Source organism: Saccharopolyspora cebuensis (assembly GCF_039542665.1).
GTDB classification, from domain to species: Bacteria; Actinomycetota; Actinomycetes; order Mycobacteriales; family Pseudonocardiaceae; genus Saccharopolyspora; species Saccharopolyspora cebuensis.
In genome coordinates this window covers 265142-284614 of record NZ_BAABII010000006.1, presented here as the reverse complement: position 1 = coordinate 284614, position 19473 = coordinate 265142, and the positions used below count along the sequence as shown (strand labels likewise).

Genomic DNA, 19473 nt, shown 5'->3' with positions numbered 1-19473 from the left:
AGCGGCAGCGCCGCCGTGAGGGTGGACGAGTCGTCGTCGACGTGCATGGTCAGCGCGCCGCCCGCGTGCACTGGCCGACACTGCGAGCGAGGCCGAGTGCGGCGTGGAGCGCACCTACCAGCTCGACGACTCCGCTGTGCTCGAAGCATGCGGTTTCGTCGGGCGGCGCGGTGAGGAACACCTTCCCGGCGGTGTCGACCGAGATCGTGGTGGCCACGCGACGCCCAAAGGAATCAGCGCAGGTGACACTACTGGCTCGTACGGTCCGTGCTCGCTTCATCGCTCCCCGGCTCTCCGGTGTGGCCCCGCCCACGAGCGCGCCCACACCTCCACTAGCATGCAGTCCTATGTAAGTCGTCCTGATTCATGCTTGCAACAGAAGCAACCTTAAACTTGCATTCCTAATTACTGAAATGCTCCGTTTGGGTGATGGATTTGAGGCGGACGCGCCAGCGGATACTTGCTGCGGCACGTCCGCGGAAGAGTCGAGAGGGAGACAACGGATGGCAACTCCGACAGTGCGCCGCCTCCAGTTGGGCAACGAGTTGCGCCATGCTCGCCTGGCCGCCGGCCTGGAGCAGGCCGACGCGGCGAAGATCCTCGACTGCAACCTCACCAAGATCAGCCGCCTCGAACTCGGCCAGTCCGGCATCACCAAAGGTGACCTGCTCCTGCTGCTCACCGAGTACGGCGACACCGACGAGCACAAGCAGTGGATGGTCGAGCTGGCCCGGACCCGAAGTGCCCGCGGCCGGTGGGGCGGCTACCGCGCGGTCTTCCCCGAGTGGTTCCGGCAGTACGTCGACCTCGAAACCGACGCCAGCGACCTGCGGCAGGTCCAGTCGGAACTCGTGCCGGGCATCCTGCAAACTGAGGCCTACATCCGGGCCCTCCACGCGTCATGGCCCCGAGCCAACAGCGACGGGGTCGACGCGAACGTACGAGCACGACAAGAACGCCAGGAGATCTTCACCAGGGAGACTCCGCCGCAAGCCGCCTTCATCCTCTCCGAGTCCTGCCTGCGGCGGCAGATCGGCAGTCCGGCGATCATGGCCGAGCAGTTGCGCTACCTCGAAGAGATGGCCCTGATGGACAACATCCACCTCCAGGTCATGCCGTTCGACGCGCAAACGTATGCCGGAGCGATCAGCTACGACTTCACCCTGCTGACCATCCCCTCGCCGGGCGCCACCCCTGATCTGGAGTTTGTCTACGTGGAGTCTTTCGACGACGCTCACTACCTGGACAGCAAGGAAGCAGTAACCGACTACGTAAGCTTGTGGGGACGACTGCAAGCCGCCGCGCTGGGGCCGAAGGAGTCCCTGGACCGCATCGGGACGGTCGCGGAGCAGTACGCCCTCTAACGAACAGGAAGGCCCCACCATGTCAAACAGCCCTGACTTCAGCGGCGCACGTTGGTTCAAGAGCAGCCGTAGCAACGGCGCGCAGAACAACTGCGTCGAGACCGCCTTCGTTCCCGGCTTCATCGGCGTCCAGGACACCAAGGACCCGCACCGCCGGGACCGGCTGGTCTTCAGCTCCCAGCAGTGGGCCGCCTTCATGGCCGACGTGCAGGCGGGCCACCGCGACCTCTGAACAGATCGGCTGCACAACAGCAAGCACCCGCCTTCGGCATCCGACCTGCCGGGGGCGGGTGCTCTGCTTCTGCGCGACGACTCGCCGAGCGTGCGGCGGCGCAGCTATCCCTCGCCGATCATGGCTCGGTGTGGGCGACGACTACTGCGGCCGTTCGCGCAGGTCTGGCATCGGCGGTGGGTTCGAGCCCAGTTCACGCATACTGCGCTGCAGGTTTGCCCCAAGGTCGTCAAGTGAGCGCTCGACGGCACTCGTGGCGGCTTGGAGTTCGTTGGTGAAGGCTGCGAGTTGTTCGGGATTCCGAGCGCTGAGCTTTTGTACCAGGTCGTCGTACGCTGCATTGACGACTGCCGTAATCCGGTCGGCCAGCGTAGTTGTATCGAGCACGGGGCCATTTCGGCCCCTGCGAAGCAGTTCGGGGTCCAAGCTCAACTTCTGAAGGCGCCCTTCGGCATCCAGGTCTGCTGTGACCAGGCCGTCGTCCGAACGCGCAGTCCCGGTGAGCTCTTCCATGAGTTGCCCCAAATCTGTCTTCATCGAGATCTGGACAGTGTAACTTGTACCTTCGAGCACGGGACGACTCGGTCAGCCCACAGGTTGCGAGGTGCGATGGGATTCTCGATCGACCCGGAGAGGATGCACGACTCCGGGAGAAAGCTCGAGCAAACCAGTCAAGAGGGGGAGGCTGATCTCGCGGCACCGCGGATGACCATTACTGGTCAACGTCCATGGGGAGGAGACGAGGGCGGCGCGGCGGTGGCCGAGGCCCACGCAGAACTCGGTGCCGTAGCTGGCGAAGTGCTGACGCAGTTATTTTCAGCGATCAGCGACGTTGGAACCAACGTGAAGGGAATGGCCGACGACATGCAAGAGATCGACGAGCGTTCCCGTGATGACCTCAACATGGTCGCCCGACAACTGGGGGAGAGGTTGTGAGCGTCCAGCTTCCCGGGGACCTGGCGGCGCTCCTCGAGCGAGCCGGTGGAACGTGGCCGGAAACGGACGAAGACGGCGTCCGCGAAGTCGGACGCGCCTGGCGTGACCTGTCATCGAGACTTTCAGCTGTGCGCGAGGAATGCGGAAGCATCGCGAAGAAGATCAGCAATGAGCACACGGGCGAAGGCGTTGATGCTTTCGCGGTGCACTGGTCAGATTTGGACCGACGTCTGGAAACCGCGGTATCCCTTTCGGCGAAAACTGCCGATGTTGCCGACGGAGCCGCAGCTTCGACCGAAGCCGCGAAGCACGGGATCGTGCAGTCCCTTGAAGCGGGAAGAGCGGCCGTCGGCCAAGCCGAAAGGGTGCAGGCGATACCTGTTGCTGGGGCCGCGATGGCATCAGGAGTCGGCGTAGCACTGCGCTTGCTAGGCCAAGCCGTCGGCCTGATCATCAGAACTCTTTGGAAGTTTCTCGTCTGGGTCGGGAAGCTGATCGGCCAGTGGCTGGTAGCTCTATGGAAGAAGATCGCCGAATTATTCAAAAAGATCACCGGCCCCAAAGGAGGAAAGCCCAAAAAGAAGCCGAATTCAGAAAAGCTCAAGGAAGATTTTGGCGGCCTGAAAAAGGGCAAAAATGATCGCGTGCGATTGGCCGAGAACGAAGACGAGCTCCGAGGCCTCTTTGACAAGTGGACGAACGGCGCCGAACAGATGCCACCCCGAGGGGGCAAGGTGCCGGAAGTCTACAAGTTAGATGACGGAACCGTCGTCCAGTGGCGAACCGGATCAAAGTCCGGCGGAGCCACCATTGATATCATCCCGCAGTCAGGCAAACCGATGAAGGTGCACGTAGAATGAGTGAAATCAACGATCTCATTGACGAGATTCTCGAGGAAGGATTCGATGACTGGGTCATGCTGGTCAGCATTGTCCGGTCGGCGGAGGAGCGCAGGCCGGGCGACCCACAGGGCGCCCGGACGCTGGCTACCGCATTGATCCATGAGCTCATCGTGGGGGAGTGGATGCTTCCCGGCGAGGTCGGGGATTCGGGATTCAAGCCATGGCAGGAGCCGCCAGCCGACGCGGCAGCTCGCGTGATCCGCGACCTTGATGCCGTTGACTGGAACGTTGTTGACAACGTTGTTGCCTGGTTCGACAACACCGACAAGGGCAATCAGCGCGCTGACGAATTGTAGGACCGCCTCGGTGGACTGTTGTATTGGTGTGCGCGAGGGGGCCAGCGCGGTTTGGAGGATGGCGGGATGGACTCCGGTCAGGGGCGGTGGCGGCCTAGGCAGTTGAGCGTGGGTGCATGGGCTGGGCTGCCGAGGTCGCAGAGGAGTACCGAATCGCCCTTGAAATCACCTCGATGAAGGGCGGTCCCCAGGGATCGCGACAGGGTCGCAGATCCGAGCCTGATGGCCTGGGGCTTTGTGGCGAGTTGCGGCGGGTGTGGTTCCCGGAGGTGCGGAGAGATCACATCGAGGCGGCGAGGTCGCCGAGAACCTGGCGTACCTCGTGTCCCCAGCGGCTCTCTCCCGGAGCCGCCCTTCAATCGAGACGCCAAGAATGACGGCATCGCCGTGTACCTCTCGAGCGACCCAGCGGTTCCCGCCGGGACCCGTTGCGAGTCGGGATTAGGGCCTGTCCGCCGGGAGGCTCGACATGGAGACTGCTCGTTCGGCTGGGTTGCCGTGCTGCCGTACCGATAGCTGTGGTGTGCGCGATCGGCGTCATGTCTTGGGGCCGCTCTCGAGCATGGCTGGGCGGCACCGCCCTCGTGGGCGGGTGTTGCTGCCCAACCGCACTGCTCGCGACGTTGAAGGGATAGCGCAGCGATGTCCGCCAGCCGAACAGCGGATCGAACTTGCACAGGTGGGGCGCCGCCTACCTGCTCGTAGTGCTGTTCGTTGGGTCGTGGACCGACCAACGGTGGACGGCTGGGAGCGGGATTGTGGGAGGAAATTGGGAGGAGCCACATGCGCTGAACGGCGTCGAACAGGCTCGACAGGTACCCAACTACACCGCCCTGACCTGCGCAAAGTCGTTCAGTGCAGGTCAGGGCGATGTTGAGCGCTACCTTGACACGGTAGAGGTCACTGGTTCAATCCCAGTATCGCGCACCATTCACAATCGCAGGTCAGAGCCCCTGTCGGTGATCAGCACCGGCGGGGGCTTCGTCGTTTCCGGTCGAGCTGGGCCGCCGCGGTCCCGGTCCCTCCCGCTCCGACCCGACCGCGGTGTCGGTGCGGCCCGAGGCCCGCCTCCCGGGAGGAGCTCGGCGCGGGGCTAGTGGGCGTTCTCCGGGGCGGTTGCCGTTCGGTGGTCCGGCGCGTCCTGGGCTACCCGGACACCTGGCTCGTGGTCGTCAAGAGCGCGGTGGCGGCCACGCTGTCGTGGTGGATCGCCGCGGCGGTGCTGCGAGGAACTCGGCAGGCGGCTCGGAAGGAGGGGCTCGACTCGCCGGACCAGTGGCCGACCTTCCGCGCCCTCACCACCGATGCGCACCGCCTGGTCGATGACCTCACCGGCGCGCGGGGCGAGCTGGCGCAGCTCGTCTGAGGGGGTGCTCGTGCCGGGTAGTCCCAGGTATGGCCAAGAGCAGGAAGGACTACCGCGACACGTACACCGAACCCGAGTTGCGGGAGCGGCTCAAGGAGGAGGTCAAGGCATCGGACAAGGGCGCCGCGCCGGGGCGGTGGTCGGCCCGCAAGAGCCAGCTGCTGACCCAGGCCTACGAGCGGCACGGTGGTGGTTACCGGAACCCGGGGCGGAAGACGTCGTCGCAGCGCAGCCTCGAACGGTGGACCGAGCAGGAGTGGCAGACGGCGTCGGGTTCCGCGCGGGCCCGGCACGGTGACCGGACGGAGCGGTACCTGCCGAAGCAGGCGTGGGAGGAGCTCACCGAAGGCCAACGGCGGGAGACCGAGCAGCAGAAGCGGGACACGTCCCGGCGGGGGCGGCAGCACGCCTCGAACCCGCCGGCGGCCAAGAGCGCGCGCCGGATGGCCGAGCTCGACGAGCTGCCCGCGCAGGAAGCCGTGCAGCGGGCGCGCACCTTCGCGCCCGAGGAGGCCGAGCGGGCCCTCCGCCACGAACGTGAGCACAAGGCCCGCAAGACGGTCCTCGGTCAACTGTCCAAGCGCATCGACCGCGGTCGGTAGCGGCGGATCTCTGCCGGGAGCCGACCCGCCGGCACCGTGGCGACGTGGCCGGCCACGAGGTCCTGGATCCGCCGCTGCTCGGCGGTCGACGAGCTGTCTTCCCCGAGTTCTTCGGCCAGGACATCCACCTCGTCGTTCTGCGCGCCGGTGAAACCCGTGCCTGGCGCGGCCACTGCCGGGAACCCCGCCCCACCGCGCAGTCGAGCCCCGCTCCGTCGTTGGTGCGGAGGTACCGCGCGTGGGCGGCGTCGCAGTCGGAGCCGGGGACGAAGCCGACCACGCAGGCGCGGTCGGCGTGCCGCTGCTCGGCATCGCCGACCAACGCGGACGTGCGGCCCACTGCGAACAGCACCGCGCCGGTGAGGTACGCGAGACACCCCAGCGACAGCCGCAGGCGCACCTCGGTCCTGTGGTGGCTCCCGCTCCGGTGCGGTCGAGCCGTGCGGGGGCGTCAGGACGAGGACTGGTCCTGCTGGGCGGTGAGCGGGGTGGCGATGTCCTCCAGCGACCGGCCTTCGGCCTTGATGCCGAACGCGAGCTCGGCGATCCCGCCGAGCGCCATGATCGCCGCGCCGATGTAGAAGCCCAGGGCGACCAGCTCCGCGCTGCCGGATTCGATGAACCGGCCGAACAGCACGGGACCGGCGACGCCCCCGGCGGCGGTGCCCACGGCGTAGAAGAACGCGATCGCCAGGGCCCTGGTCTCCATCGGGAAGATCTCGCTGACGGTGAGGTAGGCGGCGCTGGCCCCGGTCGAGGCGAAGAAGAAGGTCACGACCAGCATCACCAGGAACGTCCACGAGGTCAGCCCGCCGCCGACGAACAACAGGCCGGTCACGGTGAGCAGCGCGGCGGAGCCGAGGTAGCAGCCGGAGATCATCGTCTTGCGGCCGACCGTGTCGAACAACCGCCCGAGGGTCAGCGGACCGGCGAGGCTGGCCAGCGCGTAGATCGCGAAGTAGTAGGGCACGGCGCCGGAGCCCACCGCGAAGAACTCGCTGAGCAGGGTGCCCAGGTCGAAGGTCACCGCGTTGTAGAGGAACGCCTGCCCGAGGAACAGCGCCAGGCACAGCAGGCTGCGCCGCGGGTAGGTCCGGAACGCGGTCCGGGCGATCTCGGCGATGCTGATGGAACGGCGCTGGCGGACGGTGATGCTCTGCTCGGGCCGGGCGAGCTGCCGGCCGGTCTGCTCGGTGACGGCGCGTTCGACGCCCTCGACGGTGCTCTCGGCCTCGCGGTCGCGGCCGTGGATGAACAGCCACCGGGGGCTTTCCGGGACGTGCCTGCGCACCAGCAGCACCGCGAAGCCGAGCACGACCCCGATCAGGAACGCGATCCGCCAGCCGAGGTCCGCGGCGAACACCGCGGTGTTGAGCAGGACCACGGCCAGCAGCGCGCCACCGGCCGCGCCGAGCCAGTAGCCGCCGTTGATGGCCAGGTCGACCCGGCCCCGGTACCGGGCGGGGATCAGCTCGTCGATCGCCGAGTTGATCGCGGCGTACTCGCCGCCGATCCCGACGCCGGTGAAGAACCGGCAGAGGTAGAAGAACCACGGCTCGAACGACGCCGCCGTCGCCGCGGTGGCGATCAGGTACACCGACAAGGTGATCAGCAACAGCCTCTTGCGGCCGTACCAGTCGGTGAGCTGGCCGAAGACCAGGGCGCCCAGGCACGCCCCGACGACGTAGATCGACCCCGCGAGGCCGATCTGACCGGCGGTGATCTCGATGCCGCTGCCCGGTTCGGTCAGCCGCGAGGACACGTTGCCGACCATGGTCACCTCGAGCCCGTCGAGGATCCACGCCGTCCCGAGCCCGAAGACGATCAACCAGTGGAACCGCGACCACGGCAGCCGGTCCAGCCGGGCCGGGATCTCGGTCCGGATCGTGCGCAGTCCAGCGGCGTCCGACACCGGCGTCCCTCCCATCAGGCGCTCCACGCGGGTCGGCGACCAGCGTGCTGGGTGACGAGCACCTCCGCGACCGCGGACCCCATGACCGGGTGGTCGCCCGGCGCCGGGGACGAGATGGTGTCCACCGGTTCGCCCACACCGTCGTGACATGCGGCCGCTCGTCGTTCACGATGGGGTATATGCAGTACGGTCGTACTGCATGTCCGATGGTGGAGGAGTCCGCACCCTTGATGAACCAAGCCCCCGACGGCCTGCAGCTGACGGCCGACGTCTACCGGACCATCCAGCTCCGGGACGGGCACCAGCCCGAGTTCAGCCAAGCTGCGCACGAGGTCCTGGAATCGCTGGAACCCGCCCTCTCGCGGCACCCCGAGTACCTGAAGTCCGGGGTGCTCGAACGGCTGTGCGAGCCTGAGCGCCAGATCATCTTCCGCGTGCCGTGGGTCGACGACTCCGGCGAGGTCCGGGTCAACCGGGGTTTCCGCGTCGAGTTCAACTCCGCGCTCGGGCCGTACAAGGGCGGGCTCCGGTTCCACCCGTCGGTGAACATCGGCGTGATCAAGTTCCTCGGCTTCGAGCAGATCTTCAAGAACGCGCTCACCGGATTGCCCCTCGGCGGCGGCAAGGGCGGCTCCGACTTCGACCCCAAGGGCAAGTCCGACGGCGAGATCATGCGGTTCTGCCAGTCGTTCATGACCGAGCTGCACCGCCACCTCGGCGAGTACACCGACGTGCCCGCCGGGGACATCGGGGTCGGCCGCCGCGAGATCGGCTACCTGTTCGGGCAGTACAAGCGCATCACCAACCGCTACGAGTCGGGCGTGCTCACCGGCAAGGGGCTCAACTGGGGCGGCTCGCAGGTGCGGACCGAGGCCACCGGGTACGGCACGGTCTACTTCGTCGAGGAGATGCTGCGCACCCGCGGGGCCGGGTTCGACGGTAGCCGCGTCGTGGTGTCCGGTTCCGGCAACGTCGCGATCTACGCCGCCCGGAAGGCCGAGGAGCTCGGCGGCACCGTGATCGCCATGTCCGACTCCGGCGGCTACGTCGTCGACGAGGCGGGCCTCGACGTCGAGGCGGTCCGGGAGCTCAAGGAGGTCCGCGGCGGGCGGCTCAAGGAGTACGTCGAGGGCCGGGGCAGCGCCAAGTTCGTCGAGGGCGGTTCGATCTGGGACGTGCCCTGCGCGATCGCGCTGCCCTGCGCGACGCAGAACGAGCTCGCGGACGACGCGGCCACCACCTTGGTGCGCAACGGCGTGACCGCGGTCGGCGAAGGCGCGAACATGCCGACCACCCCGGGTGCGATGAAGGTGTTCCTGGAGGCCGGGGTCGCCTTCGGGCCCGGCAAGGCCGCCAACGCCGGCGGGGTCGCCACCTCCGGCCTGGAGATGCAGCAGAACGCGTCCCGGGACTCGTGGCACTTCGACTACACCGATGCGCGCCTGTCGGAGATCATGGCCGACATCCACGAGGGCTGCCGGGAGACCGCCGAGGTCTACGGCGCTCCGGGCAACTACGTCCTCGGCGCGAACATCGCCGGGTTCATCAAGGTCGCCGACACCATGCTGGACCTCGGCGTCATCTGAGCGCCGGTCTCCCGTTCGGGGGCCGACCCGCGGGTCGTGCTCGCGGGCCCGCCGTCGACCGCTGCGAGGAGCGATGCCGTTGCCGTCCGCATCCGGCCTGGAACGGCACCAGGTCGCCGTCTACCTGGCGGCCCTGGTGGCCGGGGCCCTGCTGGGCTGGATCGCGCCCGGCGCGGGGCCGGGGCTGGAGCACGCCATCAACCCGGTGCTCGCCGCCCTGCTCTACGTGACGTTCCTGCAGGTGCCCGCCGCCGAGCTGGCACGTTCGCTGCGGGCGGGGCGGTTCCTGGGTGCCGCGCTGGTGGTGAACTTCGCGGTGGTCCCGCTGGTGGTCGCGGCGCTGTTCGCGTTCCTGCCCGACGACCGGGCGGTGCGGCTCGGCGTGCTGCTGGTCCTGCTGACGCCGTGCGTGGACTACGTGATCGCCTTCAGCGGGTTGGCGGGCGGCAGCAGCAGGCGGCTGCTGGCCGCCACCCCGCTGCTGCTGCTGGCGCAGTTGGTGCTGCTCCCCGGCTACCTGCTGCTGTTCCTGGGACCGGAGCTGGCCGAGGTCGTCGAGGTCGGCCCGTTCCTCGAGGCGTTCGTCGTGCTCATCGTCCTCCCGCTGGCGCTCGCCTGGCTCACCCAGGGCTGGGCGGCCCGCCGTCCGGCGGGGCGGCGGACCGCCGACGCGCTGGGGACGGCGATGGTGCCGCTGATGGCCGCGACCCTGTTCACCGTGGTGGCCTCCCAGGTGCCCGAGCTGGGCGGTGGCCTCGCCGACGTGGCCGGGGTCGTGCCGTTCTACGTGCTCTTCCTGGTGGTGATGGCCTTCGCGGGTCTCGGCGTGGCGCGGCTGTTCCGGCTCGCGGTCCCGGAGGCGCGGGCGATCGTGTTCACCGGTGCCACCCGCAACTCGCTGGTGGTCCTCCCGCTGGCCTTGGCGCTGCCCGACGCGTTGGCCCTCGCCGCGGTCGTCGTGGTCACCCAGACCCTCGTCGAGGTGGTCGGCATGGTCGCCTACGTCCGGGCGGTGCCCCGGCTCCTGCCCGACCGGTGATCGCCGCCCGCGGCGTCAGTCGCCCGGTCCCCGCTCGCCCGGGTCTTGCGGGGCGGGGTACCGCTTGGGGAGCTTGAGCCTGCGGTCGGCCATCAGCTCGCGCAGCCGGTCCGGGTGGTCGGTGATGATCCCGTCCACGCCGGCGTCCATCAGGGCGGCCATGGTCGGCTCGTCGTCGACCGTCCACGGGATCACGGCCAGCCCCGCCGCGTGCGCGCGGGTGACGAGCCCGGGCGTGGTGTAGGGCCGGTAGTCCGGGTCGGTGACGCGGCCGTCCTGCGGCATCCCGTGCACCGGCGAGATCGCGTCGGCGCCGAACGAGGCGGCGGCGGCGACCAGATCGCCGCCGAAGTCGTCGATGTCGATCCCGCCGAGCCACGGCGAGGCGCCGGGCTCGCCGACCTCGAGGAAGTCGCCGTTGGTCAGCGCCACGAGCGGCAGCCGCGGCTCGACCTCCCGCATCCGCATCAGCGCGCCCCAGTCGAAGCTCTGGACGCTCACCCGGTGCAGCAGCCCGGCCTCGCGCACCTCGCGGGCCACGATGCGGACGAACTGCTCGCGGGGTGCGGTCTCGTCCGGGGCGGCGGCTTCGACCTTGGTCTCGACGTTGAACCGCACCTGCTGGGCGCGGTAGCGCTCGACGAGGTCGAACACCTCCGACAGCAGCGCCATCCGGGCGCCCGGCACCGGCCGCTGCCCCGGGTGCTGCGGCTTGGTCAGCGAGCCGCAGTCCATCGTGCGCACCTGCGCCAACGTCAGGGTGCGCACGTACTTGCCGACGTACGGGTACTCGGGGTCGCCGGGGAAGGCCGGTCCGGTGTCCTGGCACACCGCGGCCGAGACCTGCCGGTCGTGGGTGACCACTGCGCGGCCGTCCTCGGTGATCTGCACGTCGAGCTCCAGGGTGCTGACCCCGAGCTCCAGCGCGTTCGCGAACGCCGCGAGCGTGCTCTCCACCACGAGCCCGGTACCACCGCGGTGCGCCTGGAGGTCGAAGCGCCCCGGCCCGGGGCGCGGCTCGGCGGTCGCCGGCGCGGTGAGCCCGCCGCACAGGCAGGCCACCACCAGGCCGACGAGGGCGGTCCTGGGCGCCCGTCGCGGACGCCGGTCCCCGTGCGGCGCCGCGGCGGTGCCGGTCGCGCGCGGCTGCCGCCGCATCGACAGGTGCGGCATCGACCCTCCCGGTGTTCGGTCACTTCGACCGGTGAGGATGCCGCCCGCGCGTGGAGCCCACTTGGATTCGCGCTGTCGGCCGCCCTGCGGGCCGGTGAACGGGCGGAGCGGCGCCGGGCTCAGGCCAGGGCGTCGCGGGCGCGGGTGCGCGCGGCATCCGCGCCCGCCGCGGTCAGGGCGGCCCGCGCGGCCTGCTCGCAGTCGGCCAGCGCGTGCCGGGCCAGGCGGGCGCCGACGGCGGGCAGCGCGGCCGCGGTCATGGACAGGCTGGTGATCCCGAGTCCGGTCAGGACCGCGGCCAGGGCCGGGTCGGCCGCGGCCTCGCCGCACACCCCGACCGGTGTGCCGCGCTCGCGGCCCGCGTCGGCCAGCATCGCGATCAACCGGAGCAGCGCGGGCTGCCACGGATCGTTGAGCCCCGCCAGCGCGCCGGTCATCCGGTCCGCCGCGAAGGTGTACTGCGCGAGGTCGTTGGTGCCGATGCTGACGAAGTCGACGACGTCGAGCAGTGCCGCGCCGCCGAGCGCGGCGGCCGGGGTTTCGACCATGACGCCGACGCGGTCCAGCCCGGCTTCCCGGGCCAGGTCGGCGAACCACGCGGCTTCCTCGGCGGTCGCGACCATCGGCGCCATCACCGACACGTCGGCGCCGGTGTCCCCGGCCGCGGCGGCGATCGCGTCGAGCTGCCGGCGCAGCAGGTCCGGCCGGTCGAAGGCGACGCGCAGTCCGCGCACGCCGAGCGCCGGGTTCGGTTCGGCTCCGGAGTCGAGGAACGGCAGCGGCTTGTCCGCGCCCGCGTCGAGGGTGCGGACCACGACGGGCTTCCCGCGCAGCGGGGCGAGCACCTCGGCGTAGGCGGCGCGCTGGGCGGCCACCCCGGGTTCGGCGGTGGCGGCGAGGAAGCAGAACTCGGTGCGGAACAGCCCGACGCCGTCCGCCGCCCCGGCGGCGCGCGCGTCCGCGGGGGAGCCGATGTTGGCCAGCAGCGTGACCGGGTGGCCGTCGGCGGTGGTGCCGGAGCCGTGCCAGTCGCCGCGGCTGCGCGGTGCGGCCACGGCCGGAACCGGCCCGGCGTGCAGTTCGACCACACCCCCGTCACCGTCCACGGTGGCGCCCGCGGCCGTTGCGACGAGAACACCGCGGGCGGCGACGACGGCCGGAATCCCCAGCGCCCGGGCCAGGATCGCCGTGTGGCTGGTGGGGCCGCCCTCCTCGGTGACCAGGGCCAGCACCAGCTCCGGGTCGAGGTCGGCGGTGTCGGCCGGGGCGAGGTCGCGGGCCACCAGCACGCTCGGACCGGTCAGCACCGGAACGCCCGGTGGCGCGACCCCGCCCAGCTCGGCCCGGATCCGGTCGGCCACGTCGCGCACGTCGCGGACCCGCTCGGCGAGGTAGTCGCCGGCGGCGGCCAGCATCTCGGCGACCTGCTCGGCCGCCTCGTGCACCGCCCGCGCGGCGGGCAGCGACCGCTCGGCGACCGATTTCTCCGCCTGCGCCAGCAACGTCGGGTCGACCGCCATCGCGGCCGTCGTCTCCAGCACCGACCGGGCTTCGCCCGCGGCCGCCGCTGCCCGGGTCCGCAACTGCCGCGCCACGGCCTCGGCGGCGGGACGGATCCGGGCCGCTTCGGCCGCCGGGTCGGCCGGTGCCGGACCGCGAGCCGGTTCCGGCAGGGGGTCGGCGACCCGCACGACCGGGCCGGAGGCGCGGCCGGGGCTGACGCCGACCCCGGACGGGACGGCGGGAGTGCTGCTGCCGGTCATGGAGCTCCCCTCGGGTTGCGCGTTGCTCATCCGCCGTTCGCACGGCCTTGACAATATGACAACAAGGGGCATACTCGGGCAACACCAAATATCAACCGGAGGAAAACGGGCATGTACGGGGCGGAGCGGCAGCAGCTCCTGGCGCAGCGGGCGCGCCGCGACGGGCGCATCGACGTGATGACCGCGGCGACCGAGTTCGAGGTGGCGCCCGAGACGATCCGGCGCGATCTCGGCGCGCTGGAACGGCGCGGCGTGGTGCGCCGGGTCTACGGCGGCGCCATCCCGGTGGAACGCCTCGACTTCGAGCCCGGCGTGTCCCTGCGGGACCGGACCAACTCCGCCGAGAAGGAACGCATCGCCCGCGCCGCGCTGGACCTGCTGCCCCCGCGCGGCACGCTGCTGTTCGACGCGGGCACCACGACCGCGCGGCTGGCCGCGCTGCTGCCGAACGACCGGGAGTTCACCGCGGTGACGAACTCGCTGCCGGTGGCGAACCAGCTCGCCACCCGGAGCAACTGCACCCTGCACCTGCTGGGCGGGCGGATCCGGGAGACGACGCTGGCCTCGGTCGAGTCCTGGGCGCTGAACGTGCTCGGCGGGCTGACCGTGGACGTCGGCTTCTTCGGCACCAACGGGTTCTCCGCGGCGCGCGGCTGCACCACGCCCGACCCGGCCGAAGCCGCGGTGAAGACGGCGATGGTGACCGCGAGCAGAAGGCGGGTGCTGCTGGCCGACCACAGCAAGTACGGCGACGACCAGTTCAGCCGGTTCGCCCGGCTCGCCGAGATGGACGTGGTCGTCACCGACGACGGTCTGGACGAGGCGGCGTGGACCGAACTCGCCGCCGAGACCGAAGTGGTGGCGGCATGATCGTCACCGTCACCCCGAATCCGAGCCTGGACCGCACGGTCCTGGTGGACGCCCTCGTGCCCGGGGCGATCCACCGGGTCGGCCCCGCGCGGCTCGACCCGGGCGGCAAGGGCGTCAACGTCGCCAGGGCGCTCACCGCGGCCGGGCGCCCGGCGGTCGCGGTGCTGCCCTCCGGTGGCGCCGAGGGGGCCAGGATGGCGGAACTGCTCGCCGCCGAAGGGGTGCCGGTGGTCGAGGTGCCGATCGAGGCGGCGACCCGCAGCAACGTCACCGTCGTCGAAGCCGGCGGGACCACGAGCAAGTTCAACGAGCCCGGCCCGGAGCTGACCGGTGCCGAACGGGCCGCGCTGGAGGGCAAGGCGGCCGAGCTCGCCGCGCGGGCCGACTGGCTGGTCAGCTCCGGCAGCCTGCCCGCGGGCGACGGCACCGATCTGCACGCCCGGCTGGTGCGCGCCGGACGCGGTGCGGGAGCCCGCGTCGCGGTCGACGCCTCGGGCCCGGGTCTGACCGCGGCCTGCCAGGCGGGACCGGACCTGATCAAACCGAACCTCCAGGAGCTGTCCGAACTCGCCGGCCGGCCGCTGCGGCGGCTCGGCGACGTGCTCGCCGTCGCCACCGAGGTGCGCGCGGCCGGGGTGCGGACGGTCCTGGTCAGCCTCGGCGAGCACGGGGCGCTCCTGGTGGAGCACAGCGGAGCCTGGCACGCGACGAGCCGGGCGGCGGCGGTGCGCAGCACCGTCGGAGCGGGAGACGCGGCACTGGCGGGTTTCCTGCACGCGGGCGGCACCGGGCCTTCGGCCCTGCGCGCGGCGGTCGCCCACGGCGCCGCCGCCGTCGGGCTCGCGGGCTCCCGGATGCCCGGTCCGCACCAGGTGCGCACGGCATCGGTGCGGGTGCACGAAGTGGACGAATCCTTGAGCCTCACTGGAGCGGCGGCATGACGCCCACCGATACCGAACTGATCACGCCCGACCTGGTCGACCTCGACCTCCGGGCCGACGACCGGCGCGAAGCCGTGCGGTCGCTGGCGATGCGGCTGGCCGACGCCGGGCGCGTCACCGACCTCGACACCTTCCTGTCCGACGTGGAAGCCCGCGAGCAGCAGATGGCCACCGGCCTGGAAGGCGGGATCGGGATCCCGCACTGCCGCTCGTCGGCGGTGACCGCGCCGACGCTGGCCTTCGGCCGCAGCGCCGCGGGCGTCGACTTCGGCGCCGCGGACGGGCCCGCGACGCTGATCTTCCTCATCGCCGCACCGGCAGGGGGTGGGGACGCGCACCTGGCCGTGCTCGCCGCGCTCGCCCGGCGGCTGGTGCGCGCGGAGTTCGCGCAGGCGCTGCGCGAGGCCGACGACCCGGCGGCGCTGGCCGAGTACGTGCGCGGGGAGGTCGCGCCATGAGGCTCGTCGCCGTGACCGCCTGCCCGACCGGCATCGCGCACACCTACATGGCCGCCGAGTCCCTGGAGCAGGCGGCGAAGGACGCCGGGGCCGAGATCCGGGTGGAGACCCAGGGTTCGGCGGGATCCGCCCCGCTGTCCGCGGCCGACATCCAGGCGGCCGATGCGGTGATCTTCGCCGCCGACGTCGGCGTGCAGGACCGCGAACGCTTCGCGGGCAAGCCGCTCGTCGAGGCCGGGGTCAAGCAGGCCATCAACGACGCCGCGGCGCTGCTGGACCGCGCGCGGACCGCCGCCGCAGGGCGGCCCGCCGAGCCCGGTGACGCCCCCGCCGCGGAACCGGCGGCGGGGCCGGAGCGGACCGGTGCGGTCGAGCAGGCCGGTGCGGTCGAGTCGGGCGCCGGGCCGGCCGCCCGGCTGCGCCAGTGGCTGATGACCGGGGTGAGCTACCTGATCCCGTTCGTGGCCGCGGGCGGCCTGCTCATCGCGTTGAGCTACGCGCTCGGCGGGTACCGGATCAGCGACGCCCCGGACGTGACCGAGCACTTCGACCCCGCGAGTCTGACGAGCTGGGCGGCGCTGACCAACCAGATCGGCACCGGGGCCTTCGAGTTCCTGGTACCGGTGCTGGCCGGGTTCATCGCCTACGCCATGGCCGACCGCCCGGCGATCGCCCCCGGGTTCGTCGGCGGCTACGCCGCGGTGACCGTCGGCGCCGGGTTCCTCGGCGGCCTGGTCGCCGGGTTGCTCGCCGGTGCCGTCGTCGCCGGGCTGCGCCGGGTCCGCGTCCCCCGCGCGGTGGCCGGGATCATGCCGGTGGTGGTGCTGCCGCTGGTGGGCTCGCTCGTGGTCGGCACCGTCATGTTCGTGCTGATCGGCAAGCCGATCGCCGCGGTGATGACCGGGCTCACCGACTGGCTCGGCAGCCTGTCCGGGGCCAACGCGGCGCTGCTCGGCGGGCTGCTGGGCGCGATGATCGCCTTCGACATGGGCGGACCGGTCAACAAGGTCGCCTACACCTTCGCGGTCGGCGGCCTGAGCATCGGCAACCAGACCTCGCTGGAGATCATGGCGGCGGTGATGGCCGCGGGCATGGTCCCGCCGCTGGCCCTGGCGCTGGCCGCCGCGCTCCGCGGCAGGCTGTTCACCCCGGCCGAGCGCAACGCGGGGCGCACCGGATGGCTGCTGGGCGCCTCGTTCATCACCGAGGGCGCGATCCCGTTCGCCGCGAGCGATCCGCTGCGGGTGATCCCGTCCATCGTGGTCGGTTCGGCCACCACCGGGGCGCTGTCGATGGCCTTCGGCGCCACCCTGCGCGCCCCGCACGGTGGGCTGTTCGTGCTGCCGCTGGCGGGCAACGCGCTGCCGTACCTGCTCGCGATCGCCGCGGGCGTGGTCGTCGCCGCCGGGGCGGTGCTGGTGGCCAAGCGGATCGGCGGCGGCACCGAACCCGACATCCCCGCGCCGACCACCACGGCCGCCACCGCCTGAGCTCGGCACCGCCCGAGCAGCAATCGACCCGGGAGGAGTCCCCGTGCAACGACGCGCCACCATCGCCGCCTCGATCGGCCTGCACGCCAGGCCCGCGGCCCTGTTCGCCGAGCAGGCCGCCGCCCAGCCGTCCCCGGTGACCATCGCCAAGGTCACCGACGGCCGACCCGGAACGCCCGTCGACGGAGCCAGCGTGCTCGCCCTGATGACCCTCGGCGCCCGGCACGGGGAGGAGGTGGAGCTGACCTCCGACAGCCCCGAAGCGCTCGACGCACTCGCCGCGCTGCTGGAGCAGGACCTCGACGAAGAGCCCGTCACCGCCTGACCGCCGCGGCCCGATCAAGGAGGATCGATGCCCGAAGCGACCGCAGCACCAGGTCCCCGTCCGAGCCGTCCCGAACTCACCCGACGCGGTTTCCTCGCCGGAACCGGCGCTGCCCTGGGACTGGGCCTGGCCGCGCCGCCGGCCTGGTCGGCGGTCCCGGCCGCACCGCCCGGCGGGACGCCCCGCTGGCGGCCGGAGGTGCACTTCACCCCGGCGCGGAACTGGATGAACGACCCCAACGGCCTGGTCTTCCACCAGGGCGAGTACCACCTCTTCTTCCAGCACAACCCGGAGAGCACCGAGCACGCCAACCTGAGCTGGGGCCACGCGATCAGCACCGACCTGGCCCGCTGGCAGGAGCTGGACGTCGCGCTGCTGCCCGACGAGCTCGGCGAGATCTACTCCGGCAGCGCCGTGGTCGACCACCACGACACCAGCGGGTTCTTCGGCGGTGGCGCGGGACTGGTCGCGATCTACACCAGCGCGGGCGACACCCAGCAGCAGAGCATCGCCCACAGCGCCGACAACGGGCGCACCTGGACCAAGTTCGAGGGCAACCCGGTGATCCCGAACCCGGGTGTCCAGGACTTCCGCGACCCGAAGGTGATCCGGCACGAACCCACCGGCCAGTGGGTGCTGATGCTGGCGGCCGGTGACCACATCCGGTTCTACGGTTCGCCGAACCTGCGCGAATGGCGGCTGCTCAGCGAGTTCGGCCGCGAGCACGGGGCGCACGGTGGCGTGTGGGAGTGCCCGGACCTCTTCGAGCTGCCCGTCGACGGCGACACCGCCGACACCCGGTGGGTGCTCGTCGTCAGCATCAACCCCGGCGGGCCCGCGGGCGGTTCGGGGACGCAGTACTTCCTCGGCGACTTCGACGGCACCGCGTTCGTCGCGGAAGGTCCGGCCGAGCAGGTCCGGTGGGCGGAGCGCAGCGCCGACTTCTACGCCGCGCAGTCCTGGTCGGACGTCCCGGCCGCCGACGGCCGCCGGTTGTGGGTCGGGTGGCTCAGCAACTGGGCCTACGCCCAGCAGGTGCCCACCTCCCCGTGGCGGGGAGCGATGACCGTGCCGAGGCAGGTCGGGCTCACCGCCACCGATTCCGGTCCGGCGCTGACCCAGCGGCCCGTCGCCGAGCTGGACCGGCTCCGCACCGGCGCGCGGCGGTGGAGCGGCGCGGTGACCGGTCCGGGGCCGGAGTTCGCCGGGACAGCGCTCGACGTCGTCGCCGAGTTCCGGCTCGACACGGCCACGTCGTTCGGGTTCGACGTCTTCGCGGGGGAGGCGGGGCGCACCCGCGTCGGCTACGACGTCGCGGCGGGCGAGCTGTTCGTCGACCGCACGGCGTCCGGGTCGACCCCGGTCAGCGCGACCTTCCCGGCGAAGCACGGCGCACCGCTCGCGGTGCCCGACGGGGTGCTGCGGTTGCGGTTGATCGCCGACCGGTCCTGCGTGGAGGTCTACGCCGACCGCGGCCAGGTCGTCCTGACGGAGCTGGTGTTCCCCGACGCCGGGAGCGACGCGCTCCGGCTGTTCGCCACCGGCGGTCGGGTCCTGGTCCCGTCGCTGGAGGTCTTCGACCTGACCGCGTGAGGGGACTGCCGGAGCGGTGCGGGTGGCGGAGCCCGACCCGTGGTCGGCGGCGGGATTCGGGTGCCCGGCCGGTGGGTAGCACCCACGGCGGGAACGATGGCCCCTCGTCGTGGAGGTGCGACATGGCCGTGAACACGGCACGCGAGATCATGACCGCCGATCCCCGGTGCGTCCGGACCGACGGGACCGCCGCCGACGCCGCGCGGCTGATGGCCGAGCAGGGCGTCGGTGCCCTGCCGCTGTGCGGACCGGACGACAAGATCAAGGGCGTGGTCACCGATCGCGACCTGGTGGTCAAGGTCGTCGCCCAGGGGCGCGACGCGGGCACCTTCCCCGCGGGCGACCTCAACCAGGCCGAGGCCGTCACCATCGGGGCCGACGACCCGCTGGAGGAGGTCATGACGACCATGTCCCGCCACGGGGTCAAGCGGTTGCCGGTCATCGACGGCAGCAGGCTCGTCGGGATGATCACGCTGTCCGACGTCGCCCGCTCGCTCCCCGGTTCGCGCACCGGCGAACTGGTCGACGCCCTGTCCCGCTGACCGCCGGGGGCGGCGACTTCGGAGCCGTTGCCCCGAAGTCGCCGCCCTCCGCTGCTCCGGGCGGCGGGCTCCGGGGGTGAAGT

At 71.4% G+C, this 19473-nt stretch carries 22 protein-coding genes and 1 tRNA gene; 17 read left to right on the top strand and 6 right to left on the bottom strand.

Going from position 1 to position 19473, the window contains the following annotated elements; all coding sequences use genetic code 11:
- Positions 1 to 49 precede the first annotated feature (49 nt).
- Complete coding sequence (locus ABD976_RS12995; protein WP_345362477.1) at positions 50 to 217, bottom strand: hypothetical protein; 168 nt, start codon at positions 215 to 217, stop codon at positions 50 to 52.
- A gap of 286 nt (positions 218 to 503) precedes the next feature.
- Between ABD976_RS12995 and ABD976_RS12990 the strand changes: the two genes are divergently transcribed.
- Together ABD976_RS12990 and ABD976_RS12985 are read left to right on the top strand one after the other, a co-directional pair.
- On the top strand, positions 504 to 1364 hold the full coding sequence (locus tag ABD976_RS12990; RefSeq protein WP_345362474.1) for a helix-turn-helix domain-containing protein: 861 nt from the start codon (positions 504 to 506) through the stop codon (positions 1362 to 1364).
- A 19-nt stretch (positions 1365 to 1383) separates the two neighbouring features.
- On the top strand, positions 1384 to 1596 hold the full coding sequence (locus ABD976_RS12985; RefSeq protein ID WP_345362471.1) for a DUF397 domain-containing protein: 213 nt from the start codon (positions 1384 to 1386) through the stop codon (positions 1594 to 1596).
- A gap of 141 nt (positions 1597 to 1737) precedes the next feature.
- Here ABD976_RS12985 and ABD976_RS12980 read toward each other — a convergent pair whose 3' ends face one another.
- Entirely contained in the window at positions 1738 to 2133 is a 396-nt protein-coding gene (locus ABD976_RS12980; protein ID WP_345362468.1) for a YbaB/EbfC family nucleoid-associated protein, read from the bottom strand.
- Between the two features lie 72 nt (positions 2134 to 2205).
- On the opposite strand from ABD976_RS12980, the gene ABD976_RS12975 reads away from it, so the two are divergent.
- From ABD976_RS12975 to ABD976_RS12950, 6 genes are all read left to right on the top strand, one after another.
- Complete coding sequence (locus ABD976_RS12975) at positions 2206 to 2532, top strand: hypothetical protein (protein ID WP_345362465.1); 327 nt, start codon at positions 2206 to 2208, stop codon at positions 2530 to 2532.
- Complete coding sequence (locus ABD976_RS12970) at positions 2529 to 3392, top strand: WXG100-like domain-containing protein (RefSeq protein ID WP_345362462.1); 864 nt, start codon at positions 2529 to 2531, stop codon at positions 3390 to 3392. Before ABD976_RS12975 ends, ABD976_RS12970 begins: the two co-directional genes overlap by 4 nt.
- On the top strand, positions 3389 to 3730 hold the full coding sequence (locus tag ABD976_RS12965; protein ID WP_345362459.1) for a hypothetical protein: 342 nt from the start codon (positions 3389 to 3391) through the stop codon (positions 3728 to 3730). Before ABD976_RS12970 ends, ABD976_RS12965 begins: the two co-directional genes overlap by 4 nt.
- 840 nt (positions 3731 to 4570) lie before the next feature.
- Positions 4571 to 4660: transfer RNA gene (locus ABD976_RS12960), tRNA-Val, on the top strand.
- Between the two features lie 196 nt (positions 4661 to 4856).
- Complete coding sequence (locus tag ABD976_RS12955; RefSeq protein WP_345362456.1) at positions 4857 to 5096, top strand: hypothetical protein; 240 nt, start codon at positions 4857 to 4859, stop codon at positions 5094 to 5096.
- Between the two features lie 29 nt (positions 5097 to 5125).
- Complete coding sequence (locus ABD976_RS12950; RefSeq protein ID WP_345362453.1) at positions 5126 to 5698, top strand: hypothetical protein; 573 nt, start codon at positions 5126 to 5128, stop codon at positions 5696 to 5698.
- Here ABD976_RS12950 and ABD976_RS12945 read toward each other — a convergent pair.
- Both ABD976_RS12945 and ABD976_RS12940 read right to left on the bottom strand, forming a co-directional pair.
- On the bottom strand, positions 5665 to 5871 hold the full coding sequence (locus ABD976_RS12945) for a hypothetical protein (protein ID WP_345362450.1): 207 nt from the start codon (positions 5869 to 5871) through the stop codon (positions 5665 to 5667). The two genes, ABD976_RS12950 and ABD976_RS12945, sit on opposite strands and share 34 nt — an antisense overlap.
- Positions 5872 to 6149: 278 nt before the next feature.
- The gene (locus ABD976_RS12940) at positions 6150 to 7625 is read right to left on the bottom strand and encodes an MFS transporter (protein WP_345362447.1); all 1476 of its coding nucleotides are present in this window, start codon (positions 7623 to 7625) and stop codon (positions 6150 to 6152) included.
- Positions 7626 to 7840: 215 nt separating this feature from the next.
- Between ABD976_RS12940 and gdhA the strand changes: the two genes are divergently transcribed.
- Positions 7841 to 9196, top strand: coding sequence for an NADP-specific glutamate dehydrogenase (gene gdhA / locus ABD976_RS12935; protein ID WP_345362444.1), 1356 nt, complete (start codon positions 7841 to 7843; stop codon positions 9194 to 9196).
- A gap of 73 nt (positions 9197 to 9269) precedes the next feature.
- Positions 9270 to 10235: an arsenic resistance protein gene (locus ABD976_RS12930; RefSeq protein WP_345362441.1), complete on the top strand. Its 966-nt coding sequence runs from the start codon at positions 9270 to 9272 to the stop codon at positions 10233 to 10235.
- 15 nt (positions 10236 to 10250) lie between these two features.
- Here the strand turns inward: ABD976_RS12930 and ABD976_RS12925 are convergent, their stop codons facing one another.
- Both ABD976_RS12925 and ABD976_RS12920 read right to left on the bottom strand, forming a co-directional pair.
- Complete coding sequence (locus tag ABD976_RS12925) at positions 10251 to 11408, bottom strand: glycerophosphodiester phosphodiesterase family protein (protein ID WP_345362438.1); 1158 nt, start codon at positions 11406 to 11408, stop codon at positions 10251 to 10253.
- A gap of 119 nt (positions 11409 to 11527) precedes the next feature.
- Entirely contained in the window at positions 11528 to 13171 is a 1644-nt protein-coding gene (locus tag ABD976_RS12920; protein ID WP_345362435.1) for a putative PEP-binding protein, read from the bottom strand.
- A gap of 111 nt (positions 13172 to 13282) precedes the next feature.
- On the opposite strand from ABD976_RS12920, the gene ABD976_RS12915 reads away from it, so the two are divergent.
- The 7 genes from ABD976_RS12915 (at position 13283) to ABD976_RS12885 (ending at position 19390) form a co-directional block, all read left to right on the top strand.
- Positions 13283 to 14041, top strand: a complete 759-nt coding sequence (locus ABD976_RS12915; protein ID WP_345362432.1) for a DeoR/GlpR family DNA-binding transcription regulator — start codon at positions 13283 to 13285, stop codon at positions 14039 to 14041.
- A complete protein-coding gene (pfkB, locus tag ABD976_RS12910) occupies positions 14038 to 14982 on the top strand; it encodes a 1-phosphofructokinase (protein WP_345362429.1) in 945 nt (314 codons plus the stop codon). The genes ABD976_RS12915 and pfkB overlap by 4 nt, the downstream gene beginning before the upstream one ends.
- Complete coding sequence (locus ABD976_RS12905; protein WP_345362426.1) at positions 14979 to 15440, top strand: PTS sugar transporter subunit IIA; 462 nt, start codon at positions 14979 to 14981, stop codon at positions 15438 to 15440. The genes pfkB and ABD976_RS12905 overlap by 4 nt, the downstream gene beginning before the upstream one ends.
- The gene (locus ABD976_RS12900; protein WP_345362423.1) at positions 15437 to 16930 is read left to right on the top strand and encodes a PTS fructose transporter subunit IIC; all 1494 of its coding nucleotides are present in this window, start codon (positions 15437 to 15439) and stop codon (positions 16928 to 16930) included. Before ABD976_RS12905 ends, ABD976_RS12900 begins: the two co-directional genes overlap by 4 nt.
- A 43-nt stretch (positions 16931 to 16973) precedes the next feature.
- Positions 16974 to 17255: an HPr family phosphocarrier protein gene (locus tag ABD976_RS12895; protein WP_345362420.1), complete on the top strand. Its 282-nt coding sequence runs from the start codon at positions 16974 to 16976 to the stop codon at positions 17253 to 17255.
- Between the two features lie 27 nt (positions 17256 to 17282).
- Entirely contained in the window at positions 17283 to 18848 is a 1566-nt protein-coding gene (locus ABD976_RS12890) for a glycoside hydrolase family 32 protein (RefSeq protein ID WP_345362417.1), read from the top strand.
- A 128-nt stretch (positions 18849 to 18976) separates the two neighbouring features.
- On the top strand, positions 18977 to 19390 hold the full coding sequence (locus tag ABD976_RS12885; RefSeq protein WP_345362587.1) for a CBS domain-containing protein: 414 nt from the start codon (positions 18977 to 18979) through the stop codon (positions 19388 to 19390).
- Positions 19391 to 19473: the final 83 nt, after the last annotated feature.

Excerpts from the sequence above, each read along its gene's own strand:
- ABD976_RS12900 (WP_345362423.1), top strand. The coding sequence starts at position 15,437 with ATGAGGCTCGTCGCCGTGACCGCCTGCCCGACCGGCATCGCGCACACC.
- ABD976_RS12980 (WP_345362468.1), bottom strand. The coding sequence starts at position 2,133 with ATGAAGACAGATTTGGGGCAACTCATGGAAGAGCTCACCGGGACTGCG.
- ABD976_RS12940 (WP_345362447.1), bottom strand. The coding sequence starts at position 7,625 with ATGGGAGGGACGCCGGTGTCGGACGCCGCTGGACTGCGCACGATCCGG.
- pfkB (WP_345362429.1), top strand. The coding sequence starts at position 14,038 with ATGATCGTCACCGTCACCCCGAATCCGAGCCTGGACCGCACGGTCCTG.
- ABD976_RS12965 (WP_345362459.1), top strand. The coding sequence starts at position 3,389 with ATGAGTGAAATCAACGATCTCATTGACGAGATTCTCGAGGAAGGATTC.
- ABD976_RS12985 (WP_345362471.1), top strand. The coding sequence starts at position 1,384 with ATGTCAAACAGCCCTGACTTCAGCGGCGCACGTTGGTTCAAGAGCAGC.
- gdhA (WP_345362444.1), top strand. The coding sequence starts at position 7,841 with ATGAACCAAGCCCCCGACGGCCTGCAGCTGACGGCCGACGTCTACCGG.
- ABD976_RS12930 (WP_345362441.1), top strand. The coding sequence starts at position 9,270 with ATGCCGTTGCCGTCCGCATCCGGCCTGGAACGGCACCAGGTCGCCGTC.
- ABD976_RS12990 (WP_345362474.1), top strand. The coding sequence starts at position 504 with ATGGCAACTCCGACAGTGCGCCGCCTCCAGTTGGGCAACGAGTTGCGC.
- ABD976_RS12905 (WP_345362426.1), top strand. The coding sequence starts at position 14,979 with ATGACGCCCACCGATACCGAACTGATCACGCCCGACCTGGTCGACCTC.
- ABD976_RS12925 (WP_345362438.1), bottom strand. The coding sequence starts at position 11,408 with ATGCCGCACCTGTCGATGCGGCGGCAGCCGCGCGCGACCGGCACCGCC.
- ABD976_RS12920 (WP_345362435.1), bottom strand. The coding sequence starts at position 13,171 with ATGACCGGCAGCAGCACTCCCGCCGTCCCGTCCGGGGTCGGCGTCAGC.
- ABD976_RS12950 (WP_345362453.1), top strand. The coding sequence starts at position 5,126 with ATGGCCAAGAGCAGGAAGGACTACCGCGACACGTACACCGAACCCGAG.
- ABD976_RS12915 (WP_345362432.1), top strand. The coding sequence starts at position 13,283 with ATGTACGGGGCGGAGCGGCAGCAGCTCCTGGCGCAGCGGGCGCGCCGC.
- ABD976_RS12890 (WP_345362417.1), top strand. The coding sequence starts at position 17,283 with ATGCCCGAAGCGACCGCAGCACCAGGTCCCCGTCCGAGCCGTCCCGAA.
- ABD976_RS12975 (WP_345362465.1), top strand. The coding sequence starts at position 2,206 with ATGGGATTCTCGATCGACCCGGAGAGGATGCACGACTCCGGGAGAAAG.